The organism is Vibrio profundi (genome assembly GCF_043642225.1).
GTDB classification, from domain to species: Bacteria; Pseudomonadota; Gammaproteobacteria; order Enterobacterales; family Vibrionaceae; genus Vibrio; species Vibrio profundi_A.
The window spans coordinates 36,303-49,800 of record NZ_JBHZSF010000002.1 but is presented as its reverse complement, the minus strand read 5'-3'; the positions used below and the strand labels follow the sequence as shown (position 1 = coordinate 49,800).

The following is a 13,498-nucleotide window of genomic DNA, read 5'->3' as shown; positions in this document are numbered from 1 at the left end:
GGAAATCTTATCTTTCCTAGGTGAAAGTTTGTAAATACAAGGTATAAATAAGTTTATATCTTGAGATATGGTCTTAGATGGTTAGAAGAGTTGTTTCTTGGTTATATGAGTGGGAAATAACGCGAAAAGCCCTGCGATGCAGGGCATTTGTATTACTTGTAATGTAGTTAGCTAATGTGATTATTTAGTTTGTGCAACGTTAGGTTGAATACTGTATTTAACTGACTCTTGATACTTGTTGTTTGAAGTACCAATGATGCTATATAAAGTAGCACTTTCACCTTTGGTGCCATATACAGTTCTCGGGATAGTAACCAAAGCATTACCTTGAGCTGTATCAATACATGTTGAGTTGTAATCAGCCTTGTCACCAGAGCTTAACCAAAATGAATCGAAGTAATCAGAAACAAGCGAACAAGTCACGTCATCACCATTAACGGCTTTCTCAAATGTTATTGTGGCGTTTGACTCTGTTAAGCTTAGAGTAACTTGACCGAATTGAGAGTAGCCATCTCGGTTGGTAGGCAGGTAGAAACCAAAGCTATTGTTACCTACATTCGAATTCGCATTCAATCGCGCTTCGACAGCTGCTTTATCAGTAAAGTGCTCTTTTCGCTCTCCATATGAAATAACTGACAGGGCGCCTTGCGATAGTTCAGTAGCATCGCCAATCACGGTGTATGTGGTTGAATCTAAACCAGCATTAACCTTAATATTCGAACTTGCTTCATCGATAGTGTAACTGCCTTGTACAACCAGATCGGCATCTGTAGGACAGGTCGTATTATTCGAAGCATTACGTTGGTTAACGTAGTACTCGTTATTTTCAAACTTGATTGCATCACACCACACAACTTGATGCGTTAAATCGACTTCTCCATTTGAAGAACCATACTCCGTAAAGAATAATGTTTTGCCGTCAAGTAAGTTTGGATCAAGAGGGGCTGGTTGTACTTCTTGTGGATCCCATACCGCATTGATACTACGCAATAATGATTCATCGGGTGATTCGAGAACGATATCTACCTTTTCTCCGTCTTCATCTCCATGCTGAGCAACAAGAATTCGTAATTCACCATCATTAAATTGGCGCATATATTGTTGTTCGTAGTCGGCAAAGTTCATTCCTTTGTAAGTCAATAGCTCTTTACCATCATCTGACGTTGAAATTTCCCAAGTACCAGTCCAAACCATTGGCAATAAATAATCATCATAGGCTTCTAACTCACGAGCAGTAAAGATTCCTGACTTTGTCACGTCTGCAGCATAAATATTTTGTTGATTAACTGTGAAGTTTGCACTGCGTAAGCGTAGTGCTACATCAGAGTCGTTTTCCCAATCAATGCTTTGATAGAATGTTTGATCCATATCTGGGACAGGTAGCATCGCGCTGAATGGCAAATCTTGAGTAGAGTCCAACCAATACAAACCACCTCCAAGTTCATAAACAATTTGGTAGTCCCCATTGTTTTCTGATGTATAAACAGGTGTGTAGGTCTCTCCGTCACCAAGTAATGTGCCATCCGACTGGATTTCAATAGGCCAGCAATCATCACTGTTTGGGCTGATATCAAGTGTATTCTTGAATGACTCTAGTTCAGTAAGTTCTTCAGGTGTATGAATGTTAAGGCTTTTCTTCCAACAGAAGTAGTGCTGATCTTGGTCTTTCATCAGCGAAGCCCAACCCATCTCTAGGTCATGCTCATCTTCGCCAATCTCACCCATGCGCCACTCACCGCCAATAAAATGCTTCTCTTCAAAGCGAGGGGTTGGAGCGGGTACTACTGGGTCTGTCGGTTCTGAAGAGTCCTCTTCTGCCACAGGTACAGTAAATGATGCCGATTCAGGAGGGTTCACATTATCAGAAGCAGAGATTGTGAGAGTTTTATCACCTGAAGATTCAGGAGTGCCTGTTAGCGTAAGAGTTAAACCATGAATGGTTGTATCAACACCTTCGATAGTGTTTTGCGCTGTCAGCACTAGCGCATCATCATCAATAAATAGCTGCTCAAGACTAATATTGCTATTCACAGGTTTACCAACCTGCAAATTAAGCCCTGTAAGCTCATCTGCTATGCGCTGTTGTTCTTTTTGGTTTAAATCAGGAATAGCATTTGGCGCTTCCGCAACATTGAGACTCAGCTCTGTGCTAACTGAATGGTAACGATCATTCGCTGTAATGTTGAATGTAAATGTACCTTGTTGTTCTGGTGTTCCAATAATATGCAGCTCAGCGCTTTCGTTATCAGCATTAATACTCAAGCCATTCCCTGTCACGTTTGTCACGTCGTAAGTCAGTACGTCGTTGTCTGCATCGATAAACAAGTCGTTAATCGATACACGTTCATCAACACTTTGGGTTGCTGTTAGATTTAAAGCATCAAGGTCGGACTGTACGGTATTTTGCTCATTCAACACTGGTGCAGCGTTTGGTGTAAATACTTCAACTTCAATGACCAACGGGTAAGAGCGAGAAGCACCATCAGAGGCATAAGCAAGTACATTGTGCTCACCAGCTTCCGTTGGCGTGATTGTGAGAGTTGAGCCCTCAATGAGTGCTCCAGCTTTGTCTTGTGCATCAACTGAATAGGTCAGAACATCATTAGTATCTTGATCAGAAAATAGTGCGGCGAGTTCGTAACTAACTGATTCGCCAAGTTCAAACGCTTCTGGTTGCGAGAACTCTAGATTAACGCTCGGGCGATGGTTAGTCTCAATACCTTCATAGCCGTTTTCACCAGTATGGACAACAGGAGAATAATCATCACTCAGCTCTTGGGTTTCATCAGCAATAATGTCAGATGTTTCTTGTGAAATATCTGAAACAACCCTTAGCTGATCTTCAACGTCAAGTACATCATCATTATCTACTAACGTTTCACCAACAACGTTGACCGCTTTGGCTTTTTCTGCTTCTTCACCTTCTCTCTCTGCTACTGCTACGTAATCGCCAAAAATATCTTCGGAGGTATAAACTACATCTTCATTGGTATTGAAAGACTCAACAACCGCTTGTTCGGCTTCTTCTTGTGTCATTTCAGTGCCATTTGCTTCGGCATACTCAATCTGTTCGACAACAAGGTTCGTCATTGGGCTGACAATCACAGGCTCATCAGTGCTTTCTGGTAAAGAAGGAGCCGCAAGGGTAAATTCATCAACAACAACCCCGCGGGTCATATCAATCGTTTCGCTTGGGATTGCTGTAATGCACACCTTTTGATCAATAATATCATCTGTAAGGTCAAGCGTTAGTTGACCTTGTTGATTTGTGGAGCCTTTGTAAACGCCACAGTTATCACCGATATAGACCTCAGCGTTATACAGGTAACCATCAATAGCTGTTATCGTAATTTGCTCTAGCACTGGCGCTGGAGTCGGATTAGTCGGTGTAGGATTGGAATGGTTCGAGTCATCGCTACCACAACCGGATAGAGCTAGTGTAATCGCTGCTGCTAAGAAGCTTATTTTTTTCATTGTGTACATCCTTCGTACATTGATGTTTTCATATTGCATTATTTGAATTTTTTATGAGATGTGATGTTTCATTAATTCTTGATAATTCTAATTTTTGTAGGTAAAAAACTGATACTATTAGATATAATTTTTTTTATATCAAAATGATGAGTTATAAGTATGAAATCAAGTGATTATCACTTGTTGGCTGTTTTTGCGGCAGTAGTTGAAGAGAGAAAGTATACGAAGGCAGCTAAGAGATTAGGCATCACTCAGCCATCAGTCAGCCAAAGCGTCGCGAAACTAAGAGAGATCTATAACGACCCACTTTTTATAAGGGAAAAGTTAGGTGTTAGGCCGACAGAATTTGCGTTAGAGATATACCCCGATATCGCGGATGCAATTTCAAGATTAGAGGCACTATCAGCAACAAGGACTCAATTTGACCCTAATTCGAGCAAGCGTGTCTTTAGAATTTCTACTATCAGTCTTTTTGAACACACTTTGATTCCAGACCTTTTTAGGAGAGTTGAGGAAGAAGCACCACATATAACACTTCTGGTTGAAAACCACTGCACCAAAAAGACCAAAGATATGTTACGAGGAGCTAGTATTGATATTGCGATCGAAGGAGTCGTCAATACACCACCTTTTATTAAGTCTCAAACATTTTATGATGATGAGTTGGTCGTGGTTTGTGGTAAGAACCATCCATTGTTTTCGAAAGGAACTATTTCAAAAGAAGAGTTCTTAAACAATCAACACATCACTCTTTCAAGTCTCTCTGACAATGCTAGTTTTTTCGAAAGCTTCTCTCTCAACAGCTTAGAGACATTAAGGAAGCGAAAAGTGAAACGGCAGGTTGCTAGTTATTGGGGGTTGTTATCCTCAGTTAAAGATAGCGATAGTTTGGCTATATTCTCTCGTAAAATCGCGGCTTCGAATATTGATTTTTTCAACTTGAAAATATTGGAAAATGACTTTATCGAGCAAAAAGTCGAAGCATCGATCTATTGGTCAAAATCGAGAAATGCTGATCCCTCGATAGTTTGGCTGATTAATAAAGTCAAAGAAGCTTCTATCCGTTCATTATAATAGCAGAACTACAATATCCTCTGCAGGGCCTACCTAACCTCCATATGTCACAACTAGCGCCCCCTTATAGGGAGGCGCGTTGGATTATCGAAATTAGGTCAACGTTAATTCTCAGCGGTTCCAGCAAGACAGCACACCGCATTAAGCGACATTTTGTTGCTCAAAGATAACAGTGCTCTTGGGTACCTAAGCCCAATGAACTTTGAAAAGCAAAATGTCGCTTAGTTAAGTGTCCGGTCTGACTGGAGCAGATCAGCTTTGTTATTCTCATTATTTGCGAAAGTGTTTCCCATTTCTTCATATTTTTCATCACTGATTTATCTTGGATACTGACCTTACTGAATCAACGAAACAACAATAAAGGTCAATTATGAAAATTACTAACCCTATGCCATATGATTTTATTAACTGGACGCGTGGAAATGCAGTAGAAGAGTGGGGGCCACATATTCCACAAGATACTTGGTTTTTAGAATGGCGTTGGTACACGGGTAATCTAGTAGGTGCAGATGGCGCTCGATACTTCATCTACCTAATTTTCCAACCAGGTGGTCATGGCTTCTACGCGCCAATCAATGCGGAAACGGGTAGAGATTACAAAATGGATGCACCACTGACGTCTGTATTCTATCGCTTAACTAATGTCGATACTGGTGAAACAGTCTTCTACCATCAGGAATATACAGACATCAGCTACGACGATTTGTACGACGTTGAAACGAAAACTTGGCGTTACTCTGGTGAAAACTTCTCTGCAACTTTAAGTTGGGATGGAGACAACATGCACTTAACTGCACAAGATGAATCAGGTGTAATTGAGCTTAGCGCTAAAGGGGAAGCTCGTTGGTATAATGATCCAGCGTTAGATAAAGAAGGCTTTATGCGTGAAGGTGCCGGTTCAACATTGTATTACTCTTGTCCAAACATGCCTTCTCATGGCCACTATGTAAAGCGTGAAGGTGATAAGGAAACACGTGTAGAGTTCGATGGTCGCGGTTGGCTTGATAATCAAGTATGTGACTTGGTGGACCCTAACTCAATCAAATGGGAATGGACTGGCTTGTTATTTGCGGACGGCGATCGCATCAACCTGTACAATTTCTTCCACGATGATCTTCAAATGTGTACGTGGTTCAAAGCTGATGGAACACGTGAGCAAACCGATGTTGGCTTTACTCAAAAACAAAATGGTTATACCAAGCTTGAGTCAGGTATTTGGGTATCATATGGCTGGGACTTTGAGATTCCGGTTAAGGGTAAAAAATACAGAGTTGAGCCTTGTTGTCCAAACTTGATGCCAGCTATGGGGAAACCGGGTGGTATGTTGGAAACTATTGGTAAGTTGTTTGATGAAAATGGTGTTCAAGTTGGCTGGGCAACAACAGAGTCTATGGACGTCACTGAACTAGACAATGGTCCGAATGGTAGTCGCCAACTATAATGTATTAGTAGTGGCTCAAGCTGACACTTCAATTTGAAAGGAAGAGAGTTACCCACTTTGATAAAAGGTGCTGAATCCAAAATCAAAGACAATAAGAGGTAACTCTAATACTTCGTACTAGCAATCCAAGCATCAAACAAAAAGCCCGTTTCCTCTATACAGCAGAAGAGCTCGGTAATGTATTGAGTTGATCCAAGAAAATGAATGACGCCTCGACTAACATTGAGGCGTCATTTTTATTATCTGGTACAAAGTGATTTCTAATAACCAGTTACAGTTGGTAGTTAAACTCTAAACGGTGATCACCTTCACCGAAGTCGATATCAGCATTCCAGTTAGCAAAGTAACGCACGTTGAATTGTGGAGTAAATTGGTAAGACATTGCAAATTCGTGGAATAGTTGTTCACCTTCACCCATACCAAAGGCGTTTGATTTATAGAAATCGGATCCAGATAGAGCGGCCATGTACATAGGGTTGTAGTTAAGCCAAATCTTGTCGGTTACTTCAATCTTTGTGTAAGTACCCACTAAAGCGAAAGTACCAGGCATAGTATATCCGCTTTCTATACCATAATCTCCGATGGCGTTATTCTGAATGCTGGCACCAATACCCGCTAGAGGGAAAAACTGAACTGGACCAAATTTTGGTAACGCTTGAATGAAGCTGTAAGAGGCATCAGCACGCTCAGTTTCAATACTGTAAGAAATGTCGATCTGTGCGCCACGACCATTTTCCAAGTTCACTGTAAAATTTCGAAAACGAAATGAGTCGATCGAGTCATCACGTTGGCTACTACCGTCCCAACCTAGTAACTCTCCGCCAAAGCCCTTAAGTTCAATCAAGTTCATGCCTAAAGTGGCATCTGAACCAGTGTCGTAAGTCTTACCTATTTTTAGATTGAGCCCTTTGTTTGTTGTCCCTGCGCCGACTTGAGTATAAATAGCAAGAGGATCGGACATATCTTGAACCTCTTCTTGGGCAAAAGAGGATGTTGAAGCTAGAAGGGAAGCAATAACTGAAGCCGATAAAATGATGTTCTTTTTCATATCGTTGTCACATAAGTAGATTAACTAAAAGCGAATCTATTCACTTTGCTTGAAGCTTGATAATGAAAAAAATATCATTCAGATATTCCCTAAATGAATATCACTATAATCATGCGATACGAAGAAATAGCTAAGGTTGATTTAAACTTATTAAAACTCTTAAAAGTTTTAGGTGAAGAGAGAAATACTCGCCGAACAGCCGAGCGTATGTTTGTAGGCCAACCGACGGTCAGTAAGTCGTTAAAGCGCCTAAGAGCATTGTTTAATGACGAGCTTTTTGTGCGCGAGCCCCATGGACTGCGTCCGACCCCTTTGTGTGAGCAAGTATTGGGTCAACTTCCCGGTGTTTTTGATGCAATTGACCGAGCTCTTAGCCCACACCGTACATTTAACCCAGCTAGTTACTCTGAAGAACTTGCTATTGCAATAAATCCGTTATTTTACCAACCTTTGATCCGTAAGCTTTATCCAAAATTTAGGCATTTAGCCCCAAATGCATCTTTACGGTTTGTTAACTGGACAAAAGACACCGATACGATGTTGCAGCAAGGTCAAGTGACTATGGGAATTAATTTCGCTCCTATTGATTTACCTATAAATATTCGCAGTGAACTCATATGTGATGCAGAGTTCGGGCTTTGTTGTTCAACTAACGCGTCATTTAATATTGAAGGGATAAACGACAATTCTCTTAGAAAATATCCTTTGGTCCTTATGGTCATGCCTGATTTTGCAGACAAAATCAGTAAAGCTGAACAGATTTTATCCCAGAATCAAATTGAACCTAGCATTCTCCTGAGAAGTGATCAAATCGATATATGTTTCGACGCTTTGTTACGAGAGGATGCTGGAATGCCTGTTTCCTCGTTGGTTTCTTCCGTTTTACCTAAAGGCTTGACGGTTTTGGCTATGCCGGAGGAGTTTTCTTTACTGGATATTAAAATTGCTTTGTATTTTGCAGAGCCGTATCGATACAGTCCTAAGTTAGTGTGGCTGCGTTCTATCGTTGGTGAGACATTGCTTGAATTGATAGATGAAGCGAAGCAAAAGTGACCGATTTTTAGCATTCATGTTGATGTCGAGGTTAACTAGACGAGTGTAGAGCACAGAGTAACGGAAAATCATGCCTTATGAACCATCAAACATCAGCCTAAACCTTTGAGTCCGTCTCCGAGTTCGTAGCCAAAGTAGGTAGGGTTTTGAATGAATGGGGGAATTGTCATTTGAACCGACGCTTCGATGGGTAGGAGTCGATCAGTCAGGAGAAAACTCTTGAGCTGAAGTTACTAAAAACTCAATGAGTGTTTTTAATGATGAAGATTGGTATTGGTGATTTGGGTACAATAACCAGATGTCTGTATTGAAAGTATGCTCTTTTTCCAACAGTTGTACGAGTTTTCCTTGTTTAATGTCTTTTTCACATATGATCCAAGGAAGTAATGCAATTCCTTGTCCTAACAGTGTTGCTTGATGAATTAAACTGATATCGTTTGAAACAAAATTACCCTGTCTTTTTTCAATATCAAGGTCAGTACTTTCCCAAATTGATTCTATTTTATTGTCTGAATCGCGAAACCTTAAGCAGTTGTGATTGGCAAGATTCTCAATTGACTTTGGCTGAGGGTTCGATACTAAGTATTCTGGTGATGCTACGATTACCCGTTTCATTGTGAGTAATTTTCGACACTTCAAATTAGAATCATGTTGATCCCCAACTTTAATTGCCAAATCAATACCATTTTCAATTAATCCAATATTTTGGCTTTCGACCACAAGATCAAGCGATATGTTTGGATGGATTGTTTGGAATTTATTGAGATAAGGAAGTAGAGGTATTGCTGCGGGAAGCAATTGAATCCGGATTTTACCTTCTAAAGCTGTATGGCGGCTGGTTAACTCTTCGATAGCACTGTCTAAGTTTGAACATATCGACTTCGTTCGTTGGTAGAAAACTTCCCCCGCTTCAGTGGGTACAACGACACGAGTAGTTCGCTTAAAAAGAGAAACATTTAACTCTTCTTCTAGCTGAATAATTCTTCTACTGACATTGGTTACTGGTAACTCTAAGCTTTTTGCTGCAGCGGAAAAGCCACCGCATTCAACAACACTATGAAAAATCTTAAGTACATTGACGCTAATATTCATGTCAGTATTCATATTTGTAGAACGAATTGTTTATTTATTATACGCATCAAGGTGTGTATTGGTATTGAATTAACTCGTTACAGGACATAACCAGTAATTTTACTGGTTATGTGTAAGGCCCAACGTTGATAGTCCATCAGCACAAAATGTGATGTGCAATATTACTAGCGCTGTCTCAGTTAATCATGCTAATGAAGTAAGGGATAATTAGCGCATTCGCAAGATCAATAAAAAAGGCACAGACAAGTGGAACAATGATGAATGCTTGGTGCGAGTTACCATATTTTTGTGCCACCGCTGACATATTGGCCATTGCGGTTGGTGTTGAACCCAATGAAATTCCTCCGAAGCCAGAACAGATCACGGCGGCATCGTATGTTTTTCCCATCGCAGGAAAGACAACAAAAAGGGCAACGCCAATCGCGACGATAAATTGCGCGCCGAGAATCACAAAAATAGGCCCCGCTAAGTCAATCAACGTCCATAGCTGCATACTCATAAGTGACATAGCTAAGAAAGAACCAAGTGCAATGTCTGCAATGAGTGCAACTGCGGGCTGTCGTGCTGGCCATCGTGTCCCTGTAATACGTGGATATGAGGCAGGAATAAGGTTAGAAATCAAAATGCCAGCGAATAAGCAGGTGACAAAGAGGGGTAGTTCAAGCCCCGCTGTGGTGAGTGCCTCATTAAGGACTAGACCGATAATAATACAGACATGAATCGCAAGAACAGCATCTAAGAAGTCATACGCATTGATGCTTGGCTGAGGTACGTTTTGATGACTCCCTACATCCATGCTTTCGTCATTGCGTGCTTTTAGCTTGTGTTTTTTTATTAGGTACTTCGCAATAGGCCCGCCCATCAAACTCGCGAGAATAAGCCCAAAGGTCGCGCTAGCCATGCCAATTTCCATTGCACTATTTAGGGCAAATGTATCACCAATACGTGGGCTCCACGCAATTGCAGTTCCGTGCCCGCCAATCAGAGATATAGACCCACTAAGTAGACCTATGGCCTCAGGTTGTCCAAGCATAGTTGCGATGCCGATACCGGTGAGATTTTGTACCAACATATAGCCAATAGTAATGGTCAGTAGAATGAGCAGTGGCTTTCCGCCGGCGAATAGATCTTTTAGGCTGGCGTTAATACCAATGGTAGTAAAAAAATAGACGAGCAGAAGGTCACGTGCTGCAAGATCAAATTGAACGTCAATTTGAGTGACGTAGTGCAAAAAGGTAAAGAGTATCGAGACCAAAATACCCCCAGATACTGGCTCAGGGATACTGAACTCTTTCAGCCAATAACTTGCTTTGGTCAATCTTCTGCCAATAAAGAGCACCACAATACCGAGTGTTACCGCGAGGAAAGATTCAATGTGTAAAACGCCATCAATTAATTCCATATTAATCTCCTGTAGGTTGGCTATGTGTATCGCGTGATAGGCGCAGTCCTTTTTCTTTTGCGATGGTTTGGTAGCCGTGCTCTATCAGTGCATCTACCTGCTTGGGCTCTAGTGTGAAGTCGGTAGGAATCGCATTTATAAACTCTTGATTTTCAGCGTCAGTCAGATTGATATCGATAAAGTGTGTTTTACGCCCAGGCTGGGCATGCTGCCAATTATCTAACTCTTCTTGAACCAGCAATTTAATCATATCGTTATAACGATGAAGCTGGATGCCAGTAATTGCCCCTACCATATCGCTCGCGTTGGGTGTTGACGGTTTACTATCAATGCCCCTGTCGGGGGTGGTTGCGGCATCAACGGAGACAACGATGACGGTATCGACATGTTGTGTCATTTCTTCAAACAGGTCATAGTTGCTTTGCATCAGATCGTAAAGTGCCAGCATGCCAAGGTTATCGGTAATGCCGCCATCAATTAAGTGAATAAATGGTCGAGACTCTTTATCGCCGTAACTCTGCAATCCTAAATGTTTGCTTTGAGTATGAGCGTTATCAGATTCTGTGAGTTGATATTGATGTCGGTTGTTACAATGGTCATGGTTTTCAAGCACGACAGGTGTGAAAATAAACGGCACTGCAGATGAAGCCGCAACAGCGCTGGCTACTGAGTAGTTATTGACATCAGAGCAGAGTAGATCGAAGTATTCTTGGACGAATGAAAATCGAACGCCACGACCGAGGTCAGTTGCATTGATGATGATCATAGGACCTTCGTCTTTCATATCGTCAAATGTTGAACCGCCAAATAGCGTTTTATTGTAAAAATCTGCTGCGGCGGTAGAGCGATCATCTCCTGAGAACCAGTAGCTTGGACTAAAAAGAATATTGACTAAGCTCTTACTCACATCACGATAAAGAAACTCTTGTTCATAACGAGTGAATATTTCATCTTGATACAGGCCGTAATACGCTGAAGTGAAACTACCACCTGATACAGAGCTAATAACCGAAAGTTGTTCTAGCATATTTGTTTCAACGCCATGTTGATCGACATAGTTGTGATCACGTAGCCCTTGAAGTACCCCGTAGGAGAGAGCTGCTGCTCGTGTACCACCACCAGAAAAACTTGCGAGAACCAATACATTGCGACGTTCTTGCTGTTTGGCTTTTTCAATGACTGAATAGGGAGGCGTATTTGTTGGTGTCACTTCTGCATTCGTTATGTTTGAAGATGACGAGCAACCTGCAAGCAGCGTTGTGAGTGAAACTAAATAGATTAAAGGGTATTTGCATGCATATCTCATTGCGCACTCTCTTTTTGCAGAGAGCAAGCACGCGAACATAGCCTTTGCGTGCTTGCGTTATCATATCACTTGTCTTGTCTAACAAAGTGCTAATCGTGTCAGTATGTGGTTTACTTCCAGTAGCCGAATTAACCAGAATGAGCCACTGGGTTTGGCTCAACTTGCCAGTCTCCACCCAAAGCTTTGTATACAGCAACAGTAGACTGAGCCGTTTGAAGTTTGGCGGCGACCTTTCGATCTTGCATCATGCGTTGTTGCCTTTGAGCATCGAGCACTGACAGATGGTCAATCAACCCGGCTTGATACAATGATTTCGCTTTGGATACTGCTTTTCGGGTGGCATGTAATGCGCTATCTATCTGCTCTTGATTTTGTTGGCTTCGTCCATAGGCAAATAGAGTTGAATCCACTTCAGAAATTGCGGAGTCAACCGCATGTTGATAACCCAACGCAGCCGACTGGAAACGAGATTCGTTTAATTCAACCATGGCATCCGACCTTCCACCATCAAATACATTCCAACTTACCCCTGCTGATCCAACCCAACCAAATGAGTCGCCGCTAAATAGATCATCAAAGTTGCTAGCAGCCACACCTGGTGTACCCGTTAAGAAGAACTTTGGATATTTGTTTGCGATGCTGGCAGCAAGCTCCTCATTGATGGCGGCCATTTCACGTTCTGCTATGCGGATATCAGGTCGACGCTGCAGCAGATCTGATGGGAGTCCAACGGGAATCACGCCATCGAATGTTGGCACACCTTGTACGTTTGCTAAACGAACATCGACTTGTGATAGCGGCTCACCAAGCAAAATAGCTAAACGATGCTTGTGGACTTGTTCTGCGATCTCAAGTTGTGGGATGAGGGATTGAGTTGCTGCCAACGCTGCCTGGGCTTGAGCGTAGTCAAGTTCAGAACCGTAACCACTACTGACCACTTTTTGGACCAGATCGAGGGTTTTACGTTGGTCTGATATATTGTCTAACGCAAGTTGCTTTCTCTCGCGTGCTCCCTGATATTGAATGTAATTGTGAATCAAATCCGCTGTTATTAAGGTCGTTAGGCCATTTTGCATCAGCTCTGCTTGCTCGACTCGAATGGCCGCAGCAGTACTTTGCCTATCTATGCGGCCAAAGAGATCCAACTCCCAAGAGATAGACGCCCCTATAAAACCGCCATCATGTTGCTCGTCTAGAAGAGTCATGCCTGTAGCCCCTTCAACGGTATTAGATAGATCAAACACAGGCCCAAGCAGTGAGTCGTTCTGGCTCAGTTGGTAGTTTACGTAGCCGCCGCCAACGTTGATAGTCGGGACTTTGAATGAATCCACCATGCTCTTATAAGAGCTGGCCATTTTTACGCGCTCAGCGGCGATCAAAATGGGTATGTTTTGTTTCTGAACATCACGAACCATCTGGTTGAGTGTTTCGTCTTGAAGTGACTCCCACCAAAAGCCAGACTCTTGTTTCGTTGAGTCATGGCTATTTAAGTATGTGTCCGAAATGGAAACCGTTGGTTGTTGGTAGTCTGGGCCAACCGCACAGCCGCTAAGTAATAGTGCAAGTGCGACGGCAGAAAGTTTATGCGCAGTAAAAAGTTTCATTAGT

9 protein-coding genes are annotated in these 13,498 nt (G+C 42.0%); 3 read left to right on the top strand and 6 right to left on the bottom strand.

What is annotated here, in order from left to right:
- Positions 1 to 180: 180 nt before the first annotated feature.
- Positions 181 to 3,474, bottom strand: coding sequence for a hypothetical protein (locus ACHUFI_RS03675; RefSeq protein WP_394247013.1), 3,294 nt, complete (start codon positions 3,472 to 3,474; stop codon positions 181 to 183).
- Between the two features lie 159 nt (positions 3,475 to 3,633).
- Between ACHUFI_RS03675 and ACHUFI_RS03670 the strand changes: the two genes are divergently transcribed.
- Positions 3,634 to 4,548, top strand: coding sequence for a LysR family transcriptional regulator (locus ACHUFI_RS03670; protein WP_394247012.1), 915 nt, complete (start codon positions 3,634 to 3,636; stop codon positions 4,546 to 4,548).
- Positions 4,549 to 4,918: 370 nt separating this feature from the next.
- Positions 4,919 to 5,989, top strand: coding sequence for a lipocalin-like domain-containing protein (locus ACHUFI_RS03665; protein ID WP_394247011.1), 1,071 nt, complete (start codon positions 4,919 to 4,921; stop codon positions 5,987 to 5,989).
- A gap of 271 nt (positions 5,990 to 6,260) precedes the next feature.
- On the opposite strand, the gene ACHUFI_RS03660 is transcribed toward ACHUFI_RS03665, so the two are convergent.
- A complete protein-coding gene (locus tag ACHUFI_RS03660; RefSeq protein WP_394247010.1) occupies positions 6,261 to 7,037 on the bottom strand; it encodes a hypothetical protein in 777 nt (258 codons plus the stop codon).
- A 93-nt stretch (positions 7,038 to 7,130) separates the two neighbouring features.
- Here ACHUFI_RS03660 and ACHUFI_RS03655 point away from each other — a divergent pair, with 93 nt between their 5' ends.
- On the top strand, positions 7,131 to 8,090 hold the full coding sequence (locus ACHUFI_RS03655) for a LysR family transcriptional regulator (RefSeq protein WP_394247009.1): 960 nt from the start codon (positions 7,131 to 7,133) through the stop codon (positions 8,088 to 8,090).
- Between the two features lie 201 nt (positions 8,091 to 8,291).
- On the opposite strand, the gene ACHUFI_RS03650 is transcribed toward ACHUFI_RS03655, so the two are convergent.
- The 4 genes from ACHUFI_RS03650 to ACHUFI_RS03635 all read right to left on the bottom strand — a co-directional run bounded on the left by ACHUFI_RS03650 (position 8,292) and on the right by ACHUFI_RS03635 (position 13,494).
- Positions 8,292 to 9,182, bottom strand: coding sequence for a LysR family transcriptional regulator (locus ACHUFI_RS03650; protein WP_394247008.1), 891 nt, complete (start codon positions 9,180 to 9,182; stop codon positions 8,292 to 8,294).
- A gap of 175 nt (positions 9,183 to 9,357) precedes the next feature.
- A complete protein-coding gene (gene gltS, locus ACHUFI_RS03645; RefSeq protein ID WP_394247007.1) occupies positions 9,358 to 10,584 on the bottom strand; it encodes a sodium/glutamate symporter in 1,227 nt (408 codons plus the stop codon).
- A 1-nt stretch (position 10,585) separates the two neighbouring features.
- Positions 10,586 to 11,890: a patatin-like phospholipase family protein gene (locus ACHUFI_RS03640; RefSeq protein WP_394247006.1), complete on the bottom strand. Its 1,305-nt coding sequence runs from the start codon at positions 11,888 to 11,890 to the stop codon at positions 10,586 to 10,588.
- Positions 11,891 to 12,018: 128 nt separating this feature from the next.
- On the bottom strand, positions 12,019 to 13,494 hold the full coding sequence (locus ACHUFI_RS03635; RefSeq protein ID WP_394247005.1) for an efflux transporter outer membrane subunit: 1,476 nt from the start codon (positions 13,492 to 13,494) through the stop codon (positions 12,019 to 12,021).
- Between the last annotated feature and the right edge of the window lie 4 nt (positions 13,495 to 13,498).